Consider the following 22,083-nt stretch of genomic DNA (forward strand, 5'->3'; position numbering starts at 1 on the left):
CCGCGCCGGAAGGCGTCGTGCTGTGCCGCGCGGCGGGCGCGGGCCTCGCCCGGGCCCGCTGGCCGGGCGCCCAGCTGAGTCTGGTGGTCGATGCGGCGGAGCATCTGGTGGCGCTGATGGCGCATGACCTGTCCGCCGTGCGCCATGCCGTGTGGAGCGACAGCGCCTATCTGAGCTGCCTGCAGCACAGCGGTCTGTCGGCGGAAATCCGCCTGACGGATATCAGCGCCGAAGCCCTGGGCCCGACCGCCCACCTGTCCCTGCTGGGCGCCGCGCCGCGCGGGCTGCGGGCGCTGGTCGGACCCGAACCCCTGTCTGAAACCGGTATCGAGGAGGCCGTCGCATGACCCGCCATACCCGTCTGGTCGCGGCCGCGACCTCCGTTCTGAGCGTCCTGTGGTCCGGCGCGGCTCTCGCCGACGACCCGACCGCGGTGCTGGACCGCTATCGCCAGTGGCGGGGCGGGGCGGCCTTCGAAGCGCTGACCGCCGTCCGCGCCCGCGGGGCGGTGACGGCGTCCGGGCTGGAAGGAACGATCGAACAGATCGCCACCGCCGCGGGCGATCTGAGCCGCGACCTCGACCTCGGCGTGGTGCGGAACGCCAGCGCGCGGCGCGGCGCGACGGGCTGGACCCTGACGCCCTCGGGCCAGGTCGAGGATCTCGGGCCGACGGCGGCCGAGGACCTGCGCCGCGACGCCCTGCTGATGTTCGAGGCGGTGCTGGATGATCCGGCCCGGCTGGACCGCAAGCCCGACGTCGAACGCGACGGCCGGACCTTCGCCGTGGTGGCGGTCGATTTCGGCGACGCCGATGTGCATGAGCTCTATCTCGAGCCCGACACGGGCGTCCTCTACGGCCTGCGCAGCGTTCGCGACCGGCGCGAGGCCTTCGTGCGCTTCGACGACTGGCGGATGGTGGAAGGCGTGCGGATGCCCTTCGCCGAAGCCGCCGCCGAATCGACCGGTGCGAGCGTCGGGGTCCGCTGGGCGGAGATCGACGCCAATCCCGACATCGCCGAAGACGCCTTCGCCCGTCCGGCTCCGGCGGCGGCCCACGTCATCGCCGGCGGCGCGGCCTCGACCGGCTTCATGACCTTCGACCTGTTCGCCGGGTCGCGCATCTACATCCCGGCCACGGTGAACGGGGTCGAGACCGAGGTGTTGCTGGACAGCGGGGCCGAGATGACCGTGCTGGACAAGGGGTTCGCCGAACGGCTCGGCCTGACGCCCAGCGGCCAGGTGGCGGCGGTCGGCACCGGGGGCGTCGGCTCGGCCCAGTTCGTCGGCGGCGTGACCCTGGCGCTGGACGGAATCACCTTCGCCGATCGCACGGTGGCGGTGATCGACCTGGCGGCCATCGGTCAGGCGATCGGACGACCCTTGCCGGTCATCCTCGGCAAGGACGCGTTCAACGGCCTGGTCGTCGATGTCGACTTTCCGGCCCGCGCCATCGCCTTTCACGAGGCTGAGGGTTTCGCGCCCCCCGAGGGCGTCGCCGAGGTCCCGCTGACCTCGACCGGGTCGATCCGGGCGATCCCGCTGTCGATCGAGGGGCAGGCGCCGGCGCTGTTCGATTTCGACACCGGCAACGGCGGGGCGCTGATCATCTATCCGGCCTATGCCGAGGCCGCGGGACTGATGGACGGGCGGCCGAGCTCCACCGTGATGTCCGGCGCCGTCGGCGGGGTGCGTGAGACGGGGATCGCCACGATCCGGTCGATCCAAGTCGCCGGGTTCGAAATGCGGGACGTGCCCGCCACCTTCCCGCCCGCCGGACCGTCGGCGGTGGACAGCGACCGCGCGGCGGGAAACGTCGGGCTCGGCGTGCTGGGCCGGTTCCGCCTGATCACCGATTTCGAGGGCGGGCGGCTGTGGCTGGGCGCCACGCCGGAGAGCCTGGGCCGGCCGTTCGCGCGCGACCGGCTGGGGCTGAGCCTGCGCAAGGAGGCCGGGGCCGTCGTGGTGCAGCGGGTGTCGCCCAATTCGCCGGCCGCCGAAGCCGGGTGGGCCGCCGGCGCCCGGATCGTCGCCATCGACGGCGTGGAGGCGTCGGCGCTGGATGCGGCCGCCCTGCGGGCCATCGTCACCGGCGCGGCGGGCCGGACGGTGGTCCTGACGCTGGAGGGCGGGGAGACCCGGACCCTCGAGGCTCGCGACTTCTACTGACCGGTCGGGCGATCGCCGCCGGACCGGCCTGTCAGGCGGGCGGCGCGGGTCGGGCGCCGAGACTGGCGTGTGACGCGCCGGCCAGACCGGCCAGGGCCAGATACTCGGGTCCCTGCAGGCCGTGAATGATGACCGAGCGGGTCACCCGCCGCGTGTTCGTGATCGCCCGCTCGGCCCAGGTCATGAAGTCGCGATGGTCCATCGGGTGTGGGCCGGCCTCGAAGGCGACGCCCTGCAGCCGGACGTCGCGCAGGTCTTCGGGCGTGCGGCCGGGGGCCAGGTGCAGCTTGCCGACGACGATCAGGCAGAACGGCTTGATCAGGACGGCCACGCCGGCCAGCGCGCTTCCCGGCACGCCCTCGATGTCGCAGATCTCGCAGACCACGCCCTTTTCCACACCGTCGGTCGCCTCCTTGAACCGGGCGATCAGCGGGGCGCGTCCGCGCTGGCTCGACAGGGTCGTATAGGAGACCGGCAGGAAGAGGGTGGGCTGTTTGGCGTTGCCCTGTTCGGAGCGCAGGCGGCTGACCCCGCGCGCGATGGTGGCGAGATCGACCCGCTCGACATCGGCCGTGGTCAGGTTGCGAAGCTCCTGGGCGCTCAGCTCGGTTTCCGCCGGCATGACCAGGACCCGGCGCGCGATACGAAAGCCGATCTGGCTGAAGGTCTTGAGTTCGAAGACGGGCTCGAGCGTGCATGAGACCCGCAGGGTCCGGCCGTCGGCGGCGACGAACGGGTTCCAGGCTTCCGGCGGTTCCGTCGCCCCGGGCGGGGTGACACGCGGTTCGGTGCGGGCGGCCTCCAGGGCGTAGGCGCCGTCGATCTCCACCGCGAAAATCCGGCCGCCGCTGAGGCTGGTCACTTCCAGCACGTCCAGTTCTTCGGGCGCGGCGCCGCCGAGGAAATGGCCCAGCAGGTCGCGCAGGTAGAGCATGCAGGAGGCCTGGCCGCCGAACTTGCCGAGCTCGGGCTGGACTACGAGATAGTCGGTCGGCGAGACGCGCTGGAAGAAGCCGCCGCTTTCGAGATGTTTGCCCAGCGAGCGATCGACGTGCTGATAGATCTGCTCGCGACGGCCCTCCCAGCGATCACCGAGGCGGTCGGCGATGGCGTCCAGCCCGATCAGGTTGATGCGGCCCTCATCGAGCATGCCCGAGGACTGGAAGCGTTCGAGCATGGAGCCGAGGTCTTCGCTGGAGAAGCGTTCGATGGATGGACGAACCTCCGGCCCGGAGGCGGCGCGGGCGCCGGCCATGCTCCCGCTGTTCGCGCGGTTCGATGGGTTGTCGGCCATGGTTTCGTCCCGGAACCGCTCTTGCTGCAGTCACGGAACGCCTGAAACGGTTCGGGGTTACGGCGGGCGACCGGTCAGGCCGTCTTCTTCGCGGCGCGCTCCCGGTTCTCCCGGGCCCGGACCTTCGCCATTTTCGAGATCAGGGAATAGGGAACGGGCCGGTCCTTGGGGAACCGCACGGCCGATTTGGAGACGACATACGGCGCCAGCTCTTCCCTGAACCCCTCGAAGAAGGGAGGCGGGCAGGACAGGGTGTAGTGGCGGGTGAAGGCGGAAATGTAGAAAATCCAGCCGTCGGCCTTGTAGGCGGGCAGCTGGTAGCTGATCGCCGGTTCGGCTTCCGGAACCGCCGACAGGATGGCGTCCTGCATCCGCAGAAGGACGGCCCGCTCCTCATCCGAACGGGTGGCGAGGTAGTCGTCGACGGTGCGAAAATCGGTTTTCGGCATGGCGCTCTCATGACCCGCATTTAACCGATATGTTAAATAAACCTCTTCGGATGCGCGATCAAGTCAGCCGATCAGGGCCAGCCATTCATCCTCGGTCAGAACCGTGACGCCGTGTTTGAGGGCGTCGGCCATCTTGGAGCCGGCGCCGGGGCCGGCCACGAGGTAGTCGGTCTTCTTCGACACCGAGCCGGACACCTTGGCGCCGAGGGATTCGGCCCGGGCCTTGGCCTCGTCGCGGGTGAAGCGTTCGAGCGCGCCGGTGAAGACCACGGTCTTGCCGGCGACCGGGGTGTCGGACTTCGGCCTTTCCGCGTCCTCGATCCGCGCCAACTCGGCGACGAGGGCGTCGACCATGGCGCGGTTGTGGGGTTCGCGGAAGAACAGGGCCAGGGCCCGGGCCGCGACCGGGCCCACGCCGGAGACTCCGGCGATCTGGCCGAGGCCTTCGGACGGGCCTTCATTGCGGGCGACGGCGGCCAGGCGGACCAGACCGGCCCAGTCGTCGGCCAGGGTGGCGAGGCCGCGCCGGGCGGGCGCCGCGAGGCCGGGGAAGGCGAGTGCGATCTTCTGGTCGATCGGCGCCTCGGGCCAGGGATCGTCGGCGGGTGGCGAGGCCTCGGCCAGGGTCGCGACCACGCGCGGCGAGACGGCGTGGGCCTCGTTCAGACGGACCCAGTCCTCGCTGGGCATGCCTTCGGCGGCGGCGAGGCAGGCGGCCTCGAAGGCGGGCCAGGTCTCGAAGGCGCGGGCCAGGACGATGGAGGTCTGTTCGCCGATATCGCGCACGCCGAGCCCGTAGATGAAGCGGTCCAGGGCGATGGTGCGGCGGGCGTCGATGCCAGCGACGAGGTTGCGCACGCTGACCTCGCCATAGCCGTCCTCGTTGCGCAGGGCGTCCAGCTTTTCGGCGTCGCGGGCGAGGCGGAAGATGTCGGCGGGCTGGCTGAGCCAGCCGCGATCGTGGAAGGCTATGATCTGCTTTTCGCCAAGACCTTCAATGTCGAAGGCGCGGCGGCTGCAGAAATGCTTGAGGTGTTCGATGCGCTGGAAGGGGCAGGCCAGTTCGCCCGTGCAGCGGCGGACCACGCTCTCGACCCCTGAGGCGTTGGTCTCCTTCACCAGCGCCGTCTTCAAGGGGCAGATGCAGAGGTGGGGGAATTCCCAGGGCGGGCCGCGACCGGGGCGGTCCGCATCGACGACGCCCAGGATTTGCGGGATCACGTCGCCGGCGCGCTGCAGGGTCACGGTATCGCCGAGGCGGACGTCGAGGCGGGCGATCTCGTCCGCATTGTGCAGGGTGGCGTTGCGCACCACCACGCCGCCGACCGTCACCGGATGCAGACGGGCCACGGGCGTGTGCGACCCCGTGCGCCCGACCTGGATGTCGATATCCTCCAGCACCGTCGTCGCCTGTTGCGCCGGGAATTTGTGGGCGATGGCCCAGCGGGGGGTGCGGGCGACGAAGCCCAGCCGCGCCTGCCAGTCCAGCCGGTCGACCTTGTAGACCACGCCGTCGATGTCATAGCCGAGGCCCGCGCGGTCGCGCTCCAGTTCAGCGTAGAGGGCCTGAAGGCCGGCCGCGTCCTCGACCCGACGGGATCGCGCATTGACGTGAAATCCCCAGCTTTCCAGGGCCTTCAGGGCGTCGGCTTGCGTGTCGGCGAAGGCGGCGGAGGTCTCGCCCCAGGCGTAGGCGAAGAAGCGCAGCGGCCGCTTCGCCGTGATCGTCGGGTCCTTCTGGCGCAGCGAGCCGGCGGCGAAATTGCGCGGGTTGGCGTAGGTGCGTTGGCCCTCCGCCTCCGCCGCGGCGTTGAAGGCGTCGAAGGCGTCATTGGGGGCATAGACCTCGCCGCGCACCTCGATGACGTCGGGCCAGCCCTTGCCGGGCAGGCTCTGCGGAATGTCGGCGATGGTGCGCAGGTTGGCGGTGACGTCCTCTCCCGTGCGGCCGTCGCCGCGGGTGGCGCCGGTGACCAGCATACCCCTTTCATAGCGCAGGCTGGCCGACAGGCCGTCGATCTTGGGTTCGCCGACGAAGGCGACGGGTTCATCCCCCGGCAGCCTCAGGAAGCGGCGGATGCGGGCGACGAAATCGGTGACTTCCTCGGCCGAGAAGGCGTTGTCGAGCGACAGCATGGGCACGCCGTGGCGCACCGGGGCGAACTGGCTGGAGATCGGGGCGCCGACCACCTGGGAGGGCGAGGCGGGGCTGGTCAGGTCGGGGAACAGCTCCTCGATCTCGAGCGCGCGCCGCTTGAGGGCGTCATAGTCGGCGTCGGAGATCTCGGGCGCGGCCTCGCGGTGATAGAGGGCGTCGTGCCGGGCCAGTTCGGCGGCCAGCCGGTCGAGTTCCTCGCGCGCGGCGGACTCGGTCAGCTGATCGACGGGGGTGTCGGACATGGAGGGCTCGCCGGAAGGAATCCCGGGGTGGGATTCTTTGGCTCGTTCTAGCATCGCCCGCCCGGGTTTCGAGGTCCGCCGTCCGATTGCCGCCACAGAATCCCGCATGACAGGGAGTTAAACTGACACCTTCGCGCCGCTCCGCTAGCGTCCGCCGGTCTCAAGGAGCCCCCATGCGTCACGCCCGTCTTCTCGCCCTGTCCACCGCGCTTTCCGCCGTCATGGGCGGCGCCCTGCTGCTTTCGGGTTGCGGCGGGCTGTTCGGGCCCGAGGCGTCGCCGCCCGCCGCCGCCGCGGAGCCGGCTCCGTCGGCGATGCACGCCCAATTGCTGGACGACGTGCGCATCCTGTCGGCGGACGCCATGCAGGGCCGTGACACGGGCGCGCCGGGCGGGGAGATGGCGCGCAACTATATCGTCGGCCGGCTGGAGGCGCTGGGCGTGGCCGCCCCGCCCATGGGCCGGCTGCAGCCTTGGGAGATGCAGGGCCGGACCCGCGCGGGTCCCAAGACGTACAATGGCGTCAATGTCATCGGGGTGATCCCCGGCACGCGCGTGACCGACCGCTATATCGTCGTCACGGCTCACTACGACCATGTCGGCGTCAACGCCGAGGGCCAGGTGTTCAACGGCGCCGACGACAACGCCTCGGGCGTGGCGACCATGCTGGCGCTCGCCGCCGATCTGAAGCGTCAGGCCCCGGAGCACAGCGTGCTGATCGTGGCCCTCGACGGCGAGGAGCACGGCCTGCTGGGCGCGAAGCATTTCGTCGAGGCGCCGCCGATGCCGCTCGAATCCATCGCCATGAACCTGAATTTCGACATGACGGCGCGGGCCGAGACCGACGGCAAGCTGTGGGTCACGGGCACCTATCAGAACCCGGCCCTCCGTCCGATCCTGGAGGGCATCCCGGCCAATGGCGCCGTGGCCCTCGCCTTCGGCAAGGACACGCCGCAGGACACCGGCGAGGACAATTGGGTCGAATCCTCGGACCACGCGGCCTTCCACCGGGCCCAGGTGCCGTTCCTGTATCTGGGAGTGAACTACCACCCCGACTATCATCGCCCGTCGGACGATTTCGAGAAGATCACGCCCTCGGTCTTCATCAGCGCAACCGAGCTTTCGATCGCCTCGTTCCGGGCGCTGGACCGCAGCCTCGACCGCTGATCGCGAGCGCACCCGTAAAGATACGGGCTTGCGTTGGTCACGCTTCGGTCGTCTGGTTTGGCGACCGGAGGCGACCGCATGACGACCACACATCGACCGACGCTGGACCTTGGCGCGGTTCAGAAGATTCGCAAGGCGGCGGTGCTCGTCGCGCTTGTGGGGCTGGTCGGACTGGCCCTGGTCACCCAGTCGATCGGCGGGGTCGACGGCGAGTGGCATGAGCACGTCGAGTCCGTCGGCTTCGTCGCCATGATCCTGTCGATCGTCGGCCGGGCCTGGTGCTCACTGTACATCGGCGGGCGCAAGAAGGCCGAGATCGTCGATCGCGGTCCATATTCGATCACCCGCAACCCGCTCTACGTCTTCAGCTTCATCGGCGCCTTCGGGATCGGGGCGCAGAGCGGCAGCGTCACGATAGGTCTGGGCTTCGTGCTGGCGGCCATGGCTGTCTTCTATCTGACGGTGCGGCGGGAAGAAGCGTTCCTGGAACGGGAGTTCGGGGCCGTCTACCTCGCCTACAAGGCCCGCACGCCGCGCTTCTGGCCGCGTTTCTCGCTGTGGCGGGACGAGGGTGATCTGACCATCCGGCCGACCCTGTTCGTGACGACGATCCGCGACGGACTGGTCTTCCTGCTGGCGATTCCGGTGTTTGAGCTGATCGACGCCGGGCAGGCGGCGCACTGGCTGCGCGTCGTCGCCTACCTGCCCTGACAGTGGACAGGCGGACCGCGCCGTGATCCGGTCGGAGCCGCACGTTCAGGGAGGCCTCGTCATGCGCAATCTCATCGGTCTGGCGGTCGGCCTGCTGCTTCTGGCGTCCTGCGACCGGCCGGAGTCTCCGGCGGAAGCCCCGGCCCCCGCCGCCACGGTGTTCAGCCACAGCATGAGCGCGGACCTGTCCGGCTACTATATGCCGGCGAGCGAGGTGCGGATCGGGAAATGGTCGTTCGACCATGTCTTCGTCGGCCAGGCGCAGGAGTTCCAGGCCTGGGAGGGCGGAAGCCGGAGCGGGACCTTCGGCCCGGTCATGCTGCAGTTCGACGACGTGACCAGCCCCATGGTCCAGACCGAGACCGGCGAGGCGCGCAGCGTTACCGCCCGTGTCTTGCCCACCGCCTATTCGGTGTCTGACACCTACATCAATTTTCAGGGCCGATCGCCCGAGCTCGGACTGGTCCGGTTCGACGGCGTCCTCGATCCGGGCGCCCTGGCGACGTCGCGGCGCAATCTGGGCGACGAAGGCGTGGTGGTCACGGGCCGGCTGACCGTGGGCGACGCCCCGGCGCAGACCGTCAGCCTGCGCTGGTGGGGCGGCGACTAGGTCGGATCAGTCGCTCGAGCGAATATCCAGCTTCAGTCCCATGGCCTCGGCCAGGGCCTTGCCGCGGCGGCGCGTCTGTTCGCCCAGCAGGACGTCGGCGTAGCCGTCGGCGGCCGTTAGGATCAGGGCGCCGTCCTTCACTCCGGCGCGGGCGTTGACCAGCAGCTGGGGGGAGCGGCCGGACAGGTCGCAGGCCAGCCGGATCGCCAGGCCGAGGGCGCGGGCGCCCTGACGCTGTTCCTCGGTCAGCAGGCGGGTCACCGTCCGCGGCTCCGGCGTCGATGCGCCGCCGCCGTACCGGGCGTTCACGGCCACCGCGAGATAGGCCCGTTCGGCATGGTTCTGGCCCGGCACCGGGGCGCGCAGGACCTGATCGAAGGCCAGTTCGACGCGGTGGTCGGGATGCAGGCGCGCGCCGAGGTCGGCCAGCCGGCAGGCCGCATCGGCCAGCACGGCGTCGCGGTCCCGATCGAACACCGGGGGCAGGGCGGCCATCAGGGGCGCGATCCAGCCGTTCAGGGCGCCCGGCAAGGCCGGTGAAATGCCCTGCCGGGCGCCAAGGGCCGAACAACCCGCCAGCAGAGGGTCGGCGGCGGCGACCTCGGGCTCCAGGGCCTCGTACAACAGACCTTCGCGCACGCCCCAGGCGGACAGGACGATGCGTTTCAGTCCCAGCCGGTCGATCAGGCCTTCCAGCACAAGGGCGGCCACGGGCAGGGTGTCGGCGCGCTTGCGCGACAGTCCTGGCCATTTCTCCAGCGAGGCCTTTGACGAGCGGGCGATCAGCCGGGCCGTGTCCATCAGGTCGGCGGCGTCCATCCCGTACTGGTGCACGATGCGCAGGGGATAGCCGGTGATCTCCATATGCACCTGGGCCAGGGTCCGCCACGCGCCGCCGACCGCATAGAGGGTGTCCGACCGGTAATCGCCGACAGGCTTCAGCCGCCCCGCGATGGTCTGGCGCAGACGGTCGGCATCGAAGCCGCGGGCATCGGCCAGGGCGAAGGGGCCGAGCGGCAGGGTCGTTCCGCGTCCCACCGCGCCGTCGGCGAGACGGACCAGCTCGAGGCTGGAGCCGCCGAGGTCGCCGACCACGCCGTCGGCATAGGGTATGCCGGCGAGGACCCCGAGGGCGGCGTAGCGCGCCTCTTCCTCGCCGGACAGGACGCGGATCTTCAGCCCGGTGGCGGCGGCGACGCGGTCGCAGAAGTCCTGGCCGTCCTCCGCCTCGCGCACGGCGGCGGTGGCGGCGACGAAGGTGTGGGCGGGCTGAACGCCGTCGATCACGGCGGCGAAGCGTTTGAGGGCGGTCAGGGCCTGGGCCGCGCCCTCGACCGACAGACGGCCGGTTTCCCCCAGGTCGCGCCCGAGACCGGCCAGCACCTTTTCGTTGAACACCGTCCAGATGGCGCGGCCTTCCAGCCGGTACAGCACCAGGCGAACCGAGTTGGAGCCGATGTCGATGGCGGCGACGTCGCGCGGCGCGCCGATCGCCGAAAGCAGCGCTTCAGGCATCAGCGCTTCTTCCGCGAGGGCTCGTAGCTGAGATGGCCCGGCAGGGTCTTCACCTTGCGGCCCCGGCCCGACAGGCTGGGATTGGTCATGAAGTATTTGTGCGCCGAGAAGGGCCGTTCGGGGTCGGCGGGTGTGACCCGGTGATAGGCGCCGTCCGCGGCCAGCACCCAGCTCTGGGCGTCGTCCTTGAGGTTGGCGACCATGATCTGGTCCAGCACCTGATCGTGGACCGTGGCGTTCAACACGGGCGTCATCAGCTCGACGCGGCGGTTCAGGTTGCGCGTCATCCAGTCGGCCGAGGAGATGAAGACCTTGGCCTTGTCGTGAGGCAGGTCGCGGCCGTTGGCGAAGGCGATGATGCGGCTGTGTTCGAGGAAGCGTCCGACGATCGACTTGACCCGGATGTTCTCGCTCAGGCCCGGCACGCCGGGGCGCAGGCAGCAGATGCCGCGCACCACCAGTTCGATGCGCACGCCCCACTGGCTGGCGCGATACAGGGCGTCGATGATCTGGGGGTCGACGAGGGCGTTGAGCTTGACCCAGATCGCCGCCGGCTTGCCCTTGGCGGCGGCGGACATCTCCTTGCCGATCAGCTCGATCAGCCGGTCCTTCATGTTCAGGGGCGAGACGATCAGTTCTTCCAGCTCGTCGGGCTGGGCGTAGCCGGTGATGTAGTTGAACACCCGCCCCGCATCGCGGGCCAGCACCGGGTTGCAGCTGAACAGCGACAGGTCGGTGTAGATGCGCGCCGTGATCGGATGATAGTTGCCGGTGCCGAAATGGCAGTAGGTCCTCAGCGCCTCGCCCTCGCGCCGGACGACGACGCTGAGCTTGGCGTGGGTCTTCCATTCGACAAAGCCGAAGACGACATGGACGCCCGCCCGCTCCATGGCCCGGGCCCAGCGCAGGTTGGCCTCCTCGTCGAAGCGGGCCTTGATCTCAACCAGGGCGGTGACGTTCTTGCCGTTCTCGGCCGCCTCGATCAGGGCGGCGACGATGGGGCTGTCCTTTGAGGTCCGGTACAGGGTCTGCTTGATGGCGATGACGTTGGGATCGCGGGCCGCCTGGCGCAGGAACTGGACCACCACGTCGAAACTCTCGAACGGGTGGTGGATCAGCATGTCCTTCTCGCGGACCGCCGCGAAGATGTCGCCGCCGTTGTCGCGCACCCGCTCGGGATAGCGCGGCTCATAGCCCTTGAACTTGAGGTCGGGGTGGCCCGAGGGGATGAGTTCGGCCAGCTGGGCCAGGCCCAGCATGCCGTCGACCAGCACCGTGTCCTGCGGCGCGGCGTCCAGCTCGTTGGTGATGAATTTGCGCAGATCGTCGGGCATCGACGCCTCGATCTTGATGCGCACGACCGAGCCCAGGCGGCGCTGTTTCAACGCCTCCTCGAACTCCATGACCAGATCCTCGGCCTCTTCCTCGATCTCGATGTCCGAGTCGCGGATCAGGCGGAAGACGCCGCGCTCCAGTACGTCGCAACCCGGGAACAGGTGGTCGATGAAGAGCATCAGCAGGCTCTCCAGCGTCAGATAGCGTTTGCGGCCCGGGGTCGAGCGGCCGTCGGTGGCCAGGGGCCAGAACCGCTTCACCTGGGTCGGCACGGGGACCAGGGCGTAGAGGGTGCGGTTGTCCGAGCGCCGCTTCAGCTTCAGCGCCAGCGAGAAGCCGAGATTGGGCAGGAAGGGGAAGGGGTGGGCCGGGTCGATCGCCATCGGCGTCAGCACGGCGAACAGCTGGTTCAGGAATTCGGGCTCCAGCCGCTCGCGCTCGGTCTTGGTGATCCGGCCGGCGTCCACGACCTCGATGCCGACCCCCGTCAGCTCCTTGCGCAGCTTGCGCCAGCGGCGCTGCTGTTCGGCCATCAGGCCGCCGGCCGCGACATTGACCTTGTCGAGCTGCTCGGCCGGAGTCAGGCCGTCGGCCGACAGCACGCGCACCCGCTCGCGCACCTGGCCCTTGAGGCCGGCGACGCGGGTCATGAAGAACTCGTCGAGATTGTTGGCCGAGATCGACAGGAAGCGCAGCCGCTCCAGCAGCGGGTGCGCCGGGTTGGCGGCCTCCTCCAGCACCCGGCCGTTGAAGGCCAGCCACGAGATCTCGCGGTTGAAGAAGCGGGTCGGCGAGGCCATCAGGGCCTCGGACAGCTCAAGCTGCGGCGCGCGCGAGGAGGGGACCTCCTCGCCGGTGGTCGTGTCGCTGATCGCCGGGTCGCTCATGGAGCCGGTTCTGGCCCGACGCGGCGATGGCCGCAACCTTGCTCTGACAAAGGAAAACGCCGCCCGACCCCGGGGTCGGGCGGCGTTTCCTCCGTGTTCTGACGGCTTACCAGCTCCAGGCGTCGAAGATGACGTCGATGATGTAGCCGTCGTACTCGTCGATCAGATAGATGTGGTTGTCGACCAGCACCCAGCGCGTGCCCTCGGGCGGATAGCCGAGGCCATAGGTGCGCCAGTCGTCCAGCCTGTAGCGCCAGAAGATCGACGGCAGGTAGTCGCCGACATGATAGCGCTGGCCCCAGTAGTTGCGCGGCACCTGGTAGTAGCCGTAGCCTGGCGCGAAATAGAAGCCGATGCGCAGGCCGCTGTAGCCGCGGAATCTCCGGTCACTGCGCCACCAGTCGCCGCGATGGCTTCGGTTCCAGTTGCGCCGCCACTGGTCGCCGTTGAAGCGATTGCGGAACTCCCTGTATTCGCGGCGATCCTGGCGCCGTTCGGCACGATCCTCGCGGCGGTCCCGACGGTCATCGCGCCGGTCGTCGCGTCGGTCATCCCGACGATCCCAGCGGTCGTCCCAACGCGGGTCCTGGGGCCGGTCGGGCCTGCCGCCGCCCGTATTGGGCCGGTCAGGCCGATCGGGCCGGTCAGGACGATCGGGTCTGTCCGGGCGGTCCGGACGCCCTCCGCCGCCGCCCGTATTGGGTCGGTCAGGACGATCAGGACGATCAGGCCGGTCGGGACGGTCGGGGCGGTCAGGGCGACCGCCGCCGCCGCCCGTATTGGGTCGGTCAGGACGGTCAGGACGATCGGGCCGGTCGGGACGGTCCGGCCGGTCAGGGCGACCCCCGCCTCCGCCGCCGCCCGTGTTGGGCCGGTCAGGACGATCAGGGCGGTCCGGTCTGTCAGGGCGATCCGGACGGTCGGGGCGACCGCCGCCGCCGCCGCCGATGAGTCCGGGGCCGGTCGGCCGCGGGGGGCGCGGTTCATCGCCGCCGCCCTCGTTGGACGGGCGATCCGGGCGGCTCGGGCGGTCGGGACGGGCCTCGCGGGCTTCATCGCCGTTCTGGCGGGCGGCGCCGCGGCGGCCTCCGTCACGTTCTCCATCCTGGGCCAGGACGGTCAAGGGCGCCATGGCCGGCACGGCGAAGGCCGCAACGGCTGCGGCGACCATCAATGAGCGTTTCATTCTCGTATTCTTCCCCGCACGCCCCTGTCAGACGGCTTGTCGTCAAGGTCGCGCCTTCATCATGAACCGTGACTGAACGGATTGTCGGACTCCGGCCGGGGCCCCGATACGAAAACGCCCCGCGAGCCGAAGCCCGCGGGGCGCTTTCCTTGCGCGGAGCCGGGTCTAGTAGACGCCCGACAGCACGCTCGCGATCAGGCCGGTCGCGATGGCGATCAGCACGATGTCATTGCCGGCGTGGACGTAGCGATAGCCGCGCGGCGCCGGGCGCAGGCCGTAGGCATACGGATCCCGGACGTAGTAGCTGCGATAGCTGGACGGCAGGTAGTGGCCCCGCTGCCAGCGCTGGCCGTAATAGCGCGGCTCGACGCGGTAGTAGCCGTAGCTGGGGGCGTACCAGTAGCCGTTGCGGGCCCCGCGATAGTCGCGGAAGTCATTGCGGCCGCGCCACCAGTCGCGGTTGTTGCGGTCCCAACGCTGTTCGCGGCGGAAGTCCTGACGGTCTTCGCGGCGTTCCTCGCGGAAGTCGCGGCGATCGTCCCGGCGATCCTCGCGGTACTCCCGGCGGCTGTCGTATTCGCCCTGACGCCAGTCGCGCCGGTCGTCGCGCCGTTCCCGGCGATAGTCCTGACGGTCATCGCGGCGATCCTCGCGATAGTCGCGCCGGTTTTCGCGGCGGTCGCCCCGGCTCTGGGCCTCGGCGGCCATGGGGGCGGCGGTGGCCAGCACCAGTCCGAGCACCGCAGCTTTGGTCAAGCGGTTCATGATCACTCTCCAACTGAGGGACGGCGACGGGAAACCGGGTCCGGCCCGTTAATCATGTGCAAACGTCTCCCCGGGCGGATGAACTCTCCCTGAACGCGAATGTCAGGAAGGTGGGGCGGCTTCGCCGCCAGTGGTTAGTGATTGGTGGTTGCCGCTTCACTGGCGCCGGACGGGCGGCGGAGACAGCGCCATCGCCCAGGCGTGGGCCAGCCACTAATCACCAACCACTAACCACTCCCGAACCGCGGCATTGTACCCGGCCCCAACTCGTCCCACCTGTGCTTCAGCTTCACAGGACCCCCGCATGACCGCGCCGATCGAACTCTGGTACTGGCCCACGCCCAACGGCTGGAAGATCTCCATCGCCCTGGAGGAGATGGGCCTGCCGTATGAGATGAAGCCGGTGAACATCGGCGCCGGCGAGCAGTTCGGCGCGGCCTTTCAGGCCATCAGCCCGAATGGTCGGATGCCGGCCATCGTCGATCCCGACGGCCCGGACGGCCGGCCGCTGTCGATCTTCGAGTCCGGGGCCATCCTGCAATATCTCGGGGTCAAGTCGGGCCAATTCTATCCCCAGGACCCGCGCGGCAAGGCCGAGGTCGACCAGTGGCTGTTCTGGCAGGTCGGGGGCCTGGGGCCAATGGCGGGCCAGACGCACCATTTCCGCCAGTACGCCCCGGCCATCGTCAAGGACCAGCGCCACATCGCCTATGGCGTCCGGCGCTATACGGACGAGACGCACCGGCTGTACGGCGTGATGGACCGGCGGCTGGCCGATCGCGACTATCTGGCGGGGGCGTATTCCATCGCCGACATGGCGGCCTGGCCCTGGGTGCTGCCGGAGCTGCAGGGACAGGACCTGGCGGAGTTCCCGAACCTGAAGGCCTGGATGGAGCGGGTGGGCGCGCGGCCGGCCGTGATCGCGGGGCGGGCCCTGGGCGACGAGATGCGCCGTAGTCTCGCGGCCTCGGGCAAGGCGGCCGAGGCGGCGCGCAAGATGCTGTTCGGACAGCGGGCGCGGTAACCGTTCGTAAGCCTCCCGGTCACGTCCCGTTAGCAGGTGTGAATCAGGGATTTCCGAGTTATTTCAGAGGTCTGAACAGGGGCGCAGTATTCGCTCAATCTGTACTGAAAAGGCCGGAACCGGTCCCTGCCGTTAACTTTACCTTCAAACCGCAGGTATTTGATCGCGTCTCAGAGGGCGGGGCCAGAACGGCGCCGGTTCCGGGAGATACGGTGATGAACGCGCAAGAAACCGCACCGCAATTCGGTCAGGAGCAGGGCCTGCCCCTGCCGACCGCTGACATGAACGGCGACGACCTGTTCCGGCTGGGCATGATGTATTCGAGCGGCCAGGGCGGTTGCCCGATGGACCGCGTCTCGGCCCACATGATCTTCAACCTGGCCGCCATGAAGGGCAGCATCGAGGCGCGCGTCTATCGCCGCGAGATGAGCCAGGAGATGGAGCAGGACGAGATCGCGGAAGCCCAGAAGGCGGCCCGCCGCTGGATCGACGCGGGCGTGGTCTCGCTGGCCGCCTGAGGATCGCTGTCCGGCGCCGCGCTCAGCGGGCCTGACGCGTGACCCGCACCGCCACCTCGTTGCGGCGCAGCGGCGGCAGGGTCCAGGGCGGATCATAGAACCAGACGACGGGATCGCCGGCGGGAGTCCAGCCGCTGCCGGTCAGGGCGGCGTCCAGTTCCGCCTCCTTTTCGGCGACGGCCCGGGCGGAGCCCAGCCCGGAAAAGCGCAGCACCGCATAGGTCTCGGCCGGAACCACGGCCAGAACGACCGCCGGGTCCCGCGGCACGGGGAGGCTGGCCATCGTATATTCCGACGGCATGAAGAACTGGATCGTCCAGCGATCCTGACCCACCGCCCCCTGGGCCACCGGGGCCGTCATGGCGATGCTCTGCGACCGGCCAGCCGCAGTGTCGCCGGCTTGGGCGACCGGGGCCGTCATGGCGATGCTGGTCCGGGTGATATTCCCTCCGAAAATATAGCCGGCCAGCCGCTGGAAGCCGCGATTGCGCGCCGCCTCGCTGGAACCGGTCACCACGGTCTGCGCCGCGATCCGCTCGCCATAGGTGCGGATCTCGACCGGTCCGACGCGCTCCACCTCCGTAAAGGCGGGCTCCTCGGTGCCGGAGCGGATGCCGACCGTCGAACAGGCCGAGGTCAGCAGGGCCGCGGCCAAGGCGACGAGTTTCGATTTCATGATCGTTCGGTCCAGGTGTTCAGGGGCAACCCCTACATGGGGACGGTAGCGACCCTTCGCCCCTGCTCATCTTGTCGCAGACCGACGTTCACCCTTCGCCGATGCCGACCCCCGCATGGGGCGACAGGGACGCGAATTCGGCGGGCGTCCGCGTCATGCGCGCCTGGATGGCGGCCAGAACGTCGGCCGTGTTCCAGATCGAGCCTTGCATCACCGCCGCCCATTCCAGTCCCTCGGCGACCGTGTGGTCCCGCGCATAGGCGATCGCGGCCTTTGAGCCTGAGATCGCCAGCGGGGCCTTGGCGGCCACGGCCTTCGCCATCTCGAGCGCGGCCGCGAGCAGGGCGTCCGCGTCGGGCAGGACGGCGTTGACGAAGCCCAGACGCTCGGCCCGGTCGGCCGTCAGGGACGTGCCCAGATAGGCCAGTTCGCGAACCACGGCCTCTGGCAGGATGTGTGGCAGGCGCTGCAGGCTGCCGACATCGGCCATCATGCCGATGTTGATTTCCTCGATGCGGAAATAGGCGCCTTCGGCCGCCAGCCGGAGATCGCAGGCGGAAACAAGGTCCAGCCCCGCGCCGACGCAGGCGCCCTGGACGGCGGCGATGACCGGGAACCGCACCCGCTCGATCCAGCTCAGGGTGTCCTGAAGGTCGCGGGCGGCCTGATGGAAGGCCTGGCGGTCGGCGGGGGTGTCCGTCTGGAGAATGGCGCCGCCCGAGAAGACGGAGATGTCCATGCCGGCGCAGAAATTCCGGCCCTCGCCGGAGATGACCAGCGCCCGGATCTCGCCCGTCGCATCCAGCGCCTTCAGCGCGGGCCCGAAATCCCGCCAGAAGGTCAGGTCGAGGGCGTTCGACGCCTCCGGGCGGGACAGCCGCAGATGGGCGACAGAACCGTCGCGGGTGATCTCGAAGGCCGACATGGGTCTTTCGCTCCTGTGCGGAATCTGCGTCTCTGGCGATCCAAGCGTTTTCTATTGAAACCAACCGGGAGCCAAGCCTCATGTCACTTCAGGGCAAGACGCTGTTCATCACGGGCGCCAGCCGCGGCATTGGACTGGCCATCGGCCTGAGGGCCGCGCGCGACGGGGCCAATGTGGTCATCGCCGCCAAGACGGCCGAGGCGCACAAACATCTGCCGGGCACCATCTACTCGGCCGCGGCGGAGATCGAGGCCGCCGGGGGACAGGCCCTGCCGCTGATCGTCGACGTCCGCGACGAGGCCTCGGTTCTGGCGGCGGTGGAGGCCGCGGTCGCCCGGTTCGGCGGCATCGACATCTGCGTCAACAACGCCTCGGCCATCCAGCTGACCGGCACCCTGGCCACCGACATGAAACGCTATGACCTGATGCATCAGGTCAACGCCCGCGGGACCTTCCTTGTCTCCAAGGCCTGTATCCCGCACCTGAAGCAGGCGCAGAATCCGCACATCCTCGCCCTGTCGCCGCCGCTGGACCTGTCGCCGAAATGGTTCGGGCCGCACGTCGCCTACACCATGGCCAAGTACAGCATGAGCCTGGCCATGCTGGGCATGGCCGAGGAGTTCCGCGCGGACGGGATCGCCTGCAACGCCCTGTGGCCCCGCACCGGCATCGCCACCGCGGCGATCGAATTCGCCCTGACCGGCAAGGCGGGGCTGGCCTATTGCCGCACGCCCGAGATCATGGCCGACGCCGCCCACGCCATCTTCACCAGCCCGTCGCGCGAGCTGACGGGCCGGTTCCTGATCGACGACAGCTTCCTGTACGAGCGCGGCGAGCGCGATTTCGATCGTTACAGCGTCGAGCCGGGCAAGCCCCTGATGCCGGACTTCTTCGTCCCGGCGGACAGCGTGCCGCCGCCGGGGGTGGTGGTGGGGTGAGGGGGACGGGCTGGCATTCGCTGAGTGGCTAGTGGCCACTAGCCACTAGCCACTCAGAACTGCTGATACTGCCCGCCGATCGCATAGTTGAACCCGATCGGCAGGGCGTTGCGGAACAGGCTGATGAAGTTGGCGACCTCGCCGAGGGTCGAGCGCGGGACGAAGATGATGTCGCCGCGCCGCAGGGCGATGACCTCGCCGCGACGGGGCCGCAGGTCGGCCGCCCGCATCATGCGGATGCCGCCCGGACCGCGCCGGATCAGCGCCACCTCGCCCTGTTTCGCGGTCGGCAGGAAGTCGCCGGCCTGGATGATGGCCTGATAGGCGTCCAGATCCCCGTTCATCTCGATCATGCCCGGCGTGCGGACCTCGCCGCCGACCCAGACGCGGATCGGTCCGGCGGTCTTAAGGGTGATCTCGACCAACGGGCGACGCAGATAGGGGGTGAAGGCCGCGGAGGCGTCGGCCTCGAGTTCGGCGATGGTGCGGTCCGCGGCCATGATCTGGCCGGCCATCGGCAGGGATATGCGGCCGTCGGGCCCGATCCTCTGGATGCGGGTCAGCTCGACCGCTGTCGGCGTCGCGATCTCGATCTCGTCGCCGGGATAGAGGACGTATTCGGGCTCCATCTCGGTCCAGTCGGCGAAACCGATCTCGGGGAAGGAGGTCCGGCCCGTGCTCTGGACGCGGCCACTGGCGCCGGACTGCTGCGGCATGGGCATGCGCGAGCCGTAGTCATCCCCGCCGCCGAGGCCCGGCACGCGGGGGAGCGCCGGCACGCCGCCGCAGCCGCTGACCATCGCGCCGGCGCCGACAAGTCCGAGCAGCAGCAGGCGACGGTCGATGGACATGGGGACTCACTCCGCGAAAACAGCGTCGAGGGCAGGGTCGGCGCTTATGGGTAACCAGTGGTTAACGCCGCTGGCCCAAGGCTGGCGGTCACAGTCCAGTACGATGGAATCAGTCCGCCCCCCATGCGCACGTCGGCCTACACGACAGTCCGCCCGCGCTACGGCTTCTCCGATGTCGTCGGCCTGCTGTTCCGCGAAACCCTGCTGATGGTCGTGATCTTCCTGGTCGTGTTCGCCATCGGCACGGCGGCGGTGCTGACGCTGAAGAAAACCTACACCGCCACAGCCAGCGTCTACGCCGGGGCGGGGCAGGAGTATGTCTATCAGTCCCGGGTCGGCCAGATCGATCCCAGCCAGCCGCTGGAGGCCGACGCCGTGGCCGGGGCGGAAGCCCGGATCCTCGGAAGTCTGGCGGTCAAGCGCCGCGCCATCCGCGCCGTCGGAGCCGACACCATCCTGGGCCCCCGCGCCGCGGGAACGCCCGCCGAGAAGGAGGCGGCCGCGCTGAAGGCCCTCGATTCCGGTCTCGGCGTCGGCGTCACGCCCGGCAGCGCCATCATCGCCGTGTCCTATGAGTCCGATGACCCGGTGCGCGCGGCCCAGGTGCTGAACGCCGTGGTCGACCAGTATCTGGTCCAGCGGCGGCAGATTTTCCAGGGCTCGACCACGCCGGCCTATGCCGCACAGCGCGAGGCGTTCGAAGACGACCTGACCACCGCCGACGCAGCCTACAACGCCTTCCTCGAATCCAACGACATCGGGGACTTCGCGACCTTCAAGGCGAGCCTGGCGGCCAGCTATCAGACCACCCTGGCCGAGGCCCTGTCGCTGCGGGCGCAGCTGAACCAGGCCAGCCAGCGGCTGGCGACGCTCGAGGCCCAGCTGGCGCAGCAGCCCGCCGAGGTGGTGTTGCAGCAGGACCTGAACATCTCGGCCCAGGACCAGATCCTGACCCTGCGCACCCAGCGCGAGGCCTTGCTGTCGCGCTATACGCCCGAGGCCCAGCCCGTGCGGGACATCGACCAGCAGATCGCCGACCTGCAGGCCTATGTCGCCACCGGCACCACGGTCGGACCCAAGGAGGTCCGCACCGGGCCCAGCACCATCTTCACCGAGATCGAGACGACCCGGATCACCGCCGCCGCTGATCGCGACGGTCTGGCGGCCCGGCTGGCCGTCGCCGAGGGCCAGTTGAACCAGCTGCGCGCCCGTCTGGCCGAGATGACCCGGCTGGAATCGACCAACGCCAATCTGGCCGGCAATCGCGAAACCCTGACCACCCTGGTGCGCGACTTCCAGCAGCGCGAGAGCGCCGCGCGCGCCAACAGCGCCCTGGTCGCCGCCGGGGCCGATAACGTCAATGTCATCGAGCGCGCCGAGGCCCCGACCCGCGGCACCAGTCTGAAGGCGCCCCTGCTGGCCGTGGTCTTCCTGTTCGCCGCCTTCACCGCCCTGTGCGTCGGCCTGCTGCGGGTGTTCACGCGGCGCGGCTATGTCACCCCGGCCTCGACCGGACGGACGCTCGACATGCCCGTTCTGGCCGTCGCCCCGATGAAGGCCCGATGACCCCGCCCGTGTTAGCGTAGGAGCCTGTAACCGGGCGCGTAGCGATTCGATGGTCGATCTGACATCCGAAATGGCGGCTCTCTGGGCCGCATTGGGGCCGGCGCCAGGCCATCGCGGCCGCGTGGTCCAGATCGCCGCCGCCGCCACCGGCGAGGGCGTTTCCACGGTCGCGCGCGAATACGCCCGGCTGGCCGCCGTGCGTGCGCGTCGCCCCGTCTGGCTGATCGACGCCGACCTCGCCCAGCAGGGTCAGATGGACGCCGTCGCCAACGAACCCGACCGTTTCGGCCGTCTCGGCAAGGCGGCCATCGCCACGCCGGACGGCTCCATCTTCTTCGCCATCACGCCGCGCATCATGGACCGGGCCGGCAAGCCCGTGCATCCGGCCCGGCTGATGAGCGCCCGGCCCTGTCTCGGCGGACGGCTGTGGGTGACCCGGTTCGCGGCGGAGCATCTGCGCTCGGGCCAGCGCGCCGAGGCGGTCAGCGACGCCCGCTACTGGGACGCCCTGCGCAAACACGCCGATACCGTGGTGATCGACGCGCCGGCGGCGGATCGCAACGACATGGCCATCACCCTCGCCCCCTTCGTCGACGCCACGGTCCTGGTGGTGGCGGCCGAAAGCGGGCCGGCCAACGAGCCCCTGATGCTGCGCGACGAGATCGAGGCGGTCGGCGGCAAGATCGCTGGCGTGGTCGTCAACCGCTCGACCTACAATCCGCCGGCGTTTCTGAAGCGACTGACCGGCTAGACTTTCGCCGCGTCCAGCCGGGCCACTTCCCGCGCGCCGTAGAAATGGGGCTCGAACCCCTTCATCCAGAACAGTTTTCCGACGCCGCGCGCGGTGCGGTCATACATTTCCGCCCGCTTCGGGCTGGCGATGACGGTCAGGGCCGCCGAGGCCGCGCCCCAGACGGCGGTCTGGGCCGCGCCGATGACCATCCAGCGGGCCACCCCGGTCCAGTCCCGCGCCGCCGCCGCCGTCTGGCTGGGCCCCTGGCCATAGGCGAAGGCGCGGGCGAGGGCGTAGTTCAGGGTCGCGCGATGGGCCGGGGCGAACTCCTCGACCCGGGCGTCCGCGGCCCAGCCGAAGCGGCCGC

The 22,083-nt window shown here is 69.6% G+C and carries 20 protein-coding genes and 1 pseudogene; 10 read left to right on the forward strand and 11 right to left on the reverse strand.

Going from position 1 to position 22,083, the window contains the following annotated elements:
- On the forward strand, positions 1-347 hold a 347-nt coding region (locus tag QQJ79_RS11490; protein WP_284223075.1), incomplete at its 5' end, for a hypothetical protein.
- The gene (locus QQJ79_RS11495) at positions 344-2,167 is read left to right on the forward strand and encodes an aspartyl protease family protein (protein ID WP_284223076.1); all 1,824 of its coding nucleotides are present in this window, start codon (positions 344-346) and stop codon (positions 2,165-2,167) included. The genes QQJ79_RS11490 and QQJ79_RS11495, both read left to right, overlap by 4 nt.
- Positions 2,168-2,198: 31 nt before the next feature.
- On the opposite strand, the gene QQJ79_RS11500 is transcribed toward QQJ79_RS11495, so the two are convergent.
- The 3 genes from QQJ79_RS11500 to ligA form a co-directional block, all read right to left on the reverse strand.
- Positions 2,199-3,461 carry a hypothetical protein gene (locus tag QQJ79_RS11500; protein ID WP_284223077.1) on the reverse strand — a complete coding sequence of 421 codons (1,263 nt, stop codon included), beginning with the start codon at positions 3,459-3,461 and terminating at the stop codon, positions 2,199-2,201.
- Positions 3,462-3,535: 74 nt separating this feature from the next.
- Complete coding sequence (locus tag QQJ79_RS11505; RefSeq protein WP_284223078.1) at positions 3,536-3,910, reverse strand: iron chaperone; 375 nt, start codon at positions 3,908-3,910, stop codon at positions 3,536-3,538.
- 63 nt (positions 3,911-3,973) lie between these two features.
- The gene (ligA, locus tag QQJ79_RS11510; protein ID WP_284223079.1) at positions 3,974-6,310 is read right to left on the reverse strand and encodes an NAD-dependent DNA ligase LigA; all 2,337 of its coding nucleotides are present in this window, start codon (positions 6,308-6,310) and stop codon (positions 3,974-3,976) included.
- Between the two features lie 173 nt (positions 6,311-6,483).
- On the opposite strand from ligA, the gene QQJ79_RS11515 reads away from it, so the two are divergent.
- The 3 genes from QQJ79_RS11515 (at position 6,484) to QQJ79_RS11525 (ending at position 8,797) form a co-directional block, all read left to right on the forward strand.
- Complete coding sequence (locus QQJ79_RS11515) at positions 6,484-7,476, forward strand: M28 family peptidase (RefSeq protein WP_284223080.1); 993 nt, start codon at positions 6,484-6,486, stop codon at positions 7,474-7,476.
- Between the two features lie 78 nt (positions 7,477-7,554).
- A complete protein-coding gene (locus QQJ79_RS11520; RefSeq protein ID WP_284223081.1) occupies positions 7,555-8,187 on the forward strand; it encodes a methyltransferase family protein in 633 nt (210 codons plus the stop codon).
- Positions 8,188-8,248: 61 nt separating this feature from the next.
- Positions 8,249-8,797: a hypothetical protein gene (locus QQJ79_RS11525; RefSeq protein WP_284223082.1), complete on the forward strand. Its 549-nt coding sequence runs from the start codon at positions 8,249-8,251 to the stop codon at positions 8,795-8,797.
- A gap of 6 nt (positions 8,798-8,803) precedes the next feature.
- Here QQJ79_RS11525 and QQJ79_RS11530 read toward each other — a convergent pair whose 3' ends face one another.
- The 4 genes from QQJ79_RS11530 to QQJ79_RS11545 form a co-directional block, all read right to left on the reverse strand.
- Entirely contained in the window at positions 8,804-10,312 is a 1,509-nt protein-coding gene (locus QQJ79_RS11530) for a Ppx/GppA phosphatase family protein (RefSeq protein WP_284223083.1), read from the reverse strand.
- Positions 10,312-12,534 (reverse strand): RNA degradosome polyphosphate kinase, encoded by a 2,223-nt coding sequence (locus QQJ79_RS11535; RefSeq protein ID WP_284223084.1) that lies wholly within the window; start codon positions 12,532-12,534, stop codon positions 10,312-10,314. Before QQJ79_RS11535 ends, QQJ79_RS11530 begins: the two co-directional genes overlap by 1 nt.
- Before the next feature lie 106 nt (positions 12,535-12,640).
- Positions 12,641-13,720, reverse strand: coding sequence for an RcnB family protein (locus tag QQJ79_RS11540; protein ID WP_284223085.1), 1,080 nt, complete (start codon positions 13,718-13,720; stop codon positions 12,641-12,643).
- 165 nt (positions 13,721-13,885) lie between these two features.
- The gene (locus tag QQJ79_RS11545) at positions 13,886-14,485 is read right to left on the reverse strand and encodes an RcnB family protein (RefSeq protein WP_284223086.1); all 600 of its coding nucleotides are present in this window, start codon (positions 14,483-14,485) and stop codon (positions 13,886-13,888) included.
- Between the two features lie 304 nt (positions 14,486-14,789).
- On the opposite strand from QQJ79_RS11545, the gene QQJ79_RS11550 reads away from it, so the two are divergent.
- Together QQJ79_RS11550 and QQJ79_RS11555 are read left to right on the forward strand one after the other, a co-directional pair.
- On the forward strand, positions 14,790-15,509 hold the full coding sequence (locus tag QQJ79_RS11550) for a glutathione S-transferase family protein (RefSeq protein ID WP_284223087.1): 720 nt from the start codon (positions 14,790-14,792) through the stop codon (positions 15,507-15,509).
- Positions 15,510-15,724: 215 nt separating this feature from the next.
- Positions 15,725-16,027: a sel1 repeat family protein gene (locus QQJ79_RS11555; protein ID WP_284223088.1), complete on the forward strand. Its 303-nt coding sequence runs from the start codon at positions 15,725-15,727 to the stop codon at positions 16,025-16,027.
- Positions 16,028-16,049: 22 nt separating this feature from the next.
- On the opposite strand, the gene QQJ79_RS11560 is transcribed toward QQJ79_RS11555, so the two are convergent.
- Both QQJ79_RS11560 and QQJ79_RS11565 read right to left on the reverse strand, forming a co-directional pair.
- Complete coding sequence (locus QQJ79_RS11560; protein WP_284223089.1) at positions 16,050-16,703, reverse strand: SOUL family heme-binding protein; 654 nt, start codon at positions 16,701-16,703, stop codon at positions 16,050-16,052.
- Between the two features lie 88 nt (positions 16,704-16,791).
- Positions 16,792-17,628, reverse strand: coding sequence for an enoyl-CoA hydratase-related protein (locus QQJ79_RS11565; protein ID WP_284223090.1), 837 nt, complete (start codon positions 17,626-17,628; stop codon positions 16,792-16,794).
- Positions 17,629-17,708: 80 nt separating this feature from the next.
- Here QQJ79_RS11565 and QQJ79_RS11570 point away from each other — a divergent pair, with 80 nt between their 5' ends.
- Positions 17,709-18,566: an SDR family oxidoreductase gene (locus QQJ79_RS11570; protein ID WP_284223091.1), complete on the forward strand. Its 858-nt coding sequence runs from the start codon at positions 17,709-17,711 to the stop codon at positions 18,564-18,566.
- 53 nt (positions 18,567-18,619) lie between these two features.
- On the opposite strand, the gene QQJ79_RS11575 is transcribed toward QQJ79_RS11570, so the two are convergent.
- Complete coding sequence (locus tag QQJ79_RS11575) at positions 18,620-19,417, reverse strand: polysaccharide biosynthesis/export family protein (protein WP_284223092.1); 798 nt, start codon at positions 19,415-19,417, stop codon at positions 18,620-18,622.
- 123 nt (positions 19,418-19,540) lie between these two features.
- Here QQJ79_RS11575 and QQJ79_RS11580 point away from each other — a divergent pair, with 123 nt between their 5' ends.
- A complete protein-coding gene (locus QQJ79_RS11580; RefSeq protein WP_284223093.1) occupies positions 19,541-20,983 on the forward strand; it encodes a GumC family protein in 1,443 nt (480 codons plus the stop codon).
- A 49-nt stretch (positions 20,984-21,032) separates the two neighbouring features.
- On the forward strand, positions 21,033-21,734 hold the full coding sequence (locus tag QQJ79_RS11585; protein WP_284223094.1) for a P-loop NTPase family protein: 702 nt from the start codon (positions 21,033-21,035) through the stop codon (positions 21,732-21,734).
- Here the strand turns inward: QQJ79_RS11585 and QQJ79_RS11590 are convergent.
- A pseudogene (locus tag QQJ79_RS11590) lies at positions 21,731-22,083 on the reverse strand (glycosyltransferase family 2 protein); the annotation flags it as partial. The gene QQJ79_RS11585 and the pseudogene QQJ79_RS11590 overlap by 4 nt on opposite strands.

Source organism: Brevundimonas denitrificans (assembly GCF_030160755.1).
GTDB lineage: Bacteria > Pseudomonadota > Alphaproteobacteria > Caulobacterales > Caulobacteraceae > Brevundimonas > Brevundimonas denitrificans.

Excerpts from the sequence above, each read along its gene's own strand:
- QQJ79_RS11560 (WP_284223089.1), bottom strand. The coding sequence starts at position 16,703 with ATGAAATCGAAACTCGTCGCCTTGGCCGCGGCCCTGCTGACCTCGGCC.
- QQJ79_RS11575 (WP_284223092.1), bottom strand. The coding sequence starts at position 19,417 with ATGTCCATCGACCGTCGCCTGCTGCTGCTCGGACTTGTCGGCGCCGGC.
- QQJ79_RS11530 (WP_284223083.1), bottom strand. The coding sequence starts at position 10,312 with ATGCCTGAAGCGCTGCTTTCGGCGATCGGCGCGCCGCGCGACGTCGCC.
- QQJ79_RS11545 (WP_284223086.1), bottom strand. The coding sequence starts at position 14,485 with ATGAACCGCTTGACCAAAGCTGCGGTGCTCGGACTGGTGCTGGCCACC.
- QQJ79_RS11570 (WP_284223091.1), top strand. The coding sequence starts at position 17,709 with ATGTCACTTCAGGGCAAGACGCTGTTCATCACGGGCGCCAGCCGCGGC.
- QQJ79_RS11495 (WP_284223076.1), top strand. The coding sequence starts at position 344 with ATGACCCGCCATACCCGTCTGGTCGCGGCCGCGACCTCCGTTCTGAGC.
- QQJ79_RS11580 (WP_284223093.1), top strand. The coding sequence starts at position 19,541 with ATGCGCACGTCGGCCTACACGACAGTCCGCCCGCGCTACGGCTTCTCC.
- QQJ79_RS11540 (WP_284223085.1), bottom strand. The coding sequence starts at position 13,720 with ATGAAACGCTCATTGATGGTCGCCGCAGCCGTTGCGGCCTTCGCCGTG.
- QQJ79_RS11525 (WP_284223082.1), top strand. The coding sequence starts at position 8,249 with ATGCGCAATCTCATCGGTCTGGCGGTCGGCCTGCTGCTTCTGGCGTCC.
- QQJ79_RS11505 (WP_284223078.1), bottom strand. The coding sequence starts at position 3,910 with ATGCCGAAAACCGATTTTCGCACCGTCGACGACTACCTCGCCACCCGT.
- QQJ79_RS11535 (WP_284223084.1), bottom strand. The coding sequence starts at position 12,534 with ATGAGCGACCCGGCGATCAGCGACACGACCACCGGCGAGGAGGTCCCC.
- QQJ79_RS11515 (WP_284223080.1), top strand. The coding sequence starts at position 6,484 with ATGCGTCACGCCCGTCTTCTCGCCCTGTCCACCGCGCTTTCCGCCGTC.
- QQJ79_RS11565 (WP_284223090.1), bottom strand. The coding sequence starts at position 17,628 with ATGTCGGCCTTCGAGATCACCCGCGACGGTTCTGTCGCCCATCTGCGG.
- ligA (WP_284223079.1), bottom strand. The coding sequence starts at position 6,310 with ATGTCCGACACCCCCGTCGATCAGCTGACCGAGTCCGCCGCGCGCGAG.
- QQJ79_RS11520 (WP_284223081.1), top strand. The coding sequence starts at position 7,555 with ATGACGACCACACATCGACCGACGCTGGACCTTGGCGCGGTTCAGAAG.
- QQJ79_RS11500 (WP_284223077.1), bottom strand. The coding sequence starts at position 3,461 with ATGGCCGACAACCCATCGAACCGCGCGAACAGCGGGAGCATGGCCGGC.
- QQJ79_RS11555 (WP_284223088.1), top strand. The coding sequence starts at position 15,725 with ATGAACGCGCAAGAAACCGCACCGCAATTCGGTCAGGAGCAGGGCCTG.
- QQJ79_RS11585 (WP_284223094.1), top strand. The coding sequence starts at position 21,033 with ATGGTCGATCTGACATCCGAAATGGCGGCTCTCTGGGCCGCATTGGGG.
- QQJ79_RS11550 (WP_284223087.1), top strand. The coding sequence starts at position 14,790 with ATGACCGCGCCGATCGAACTCTGGTACTGGCCCACGCCCAACGGCTGG.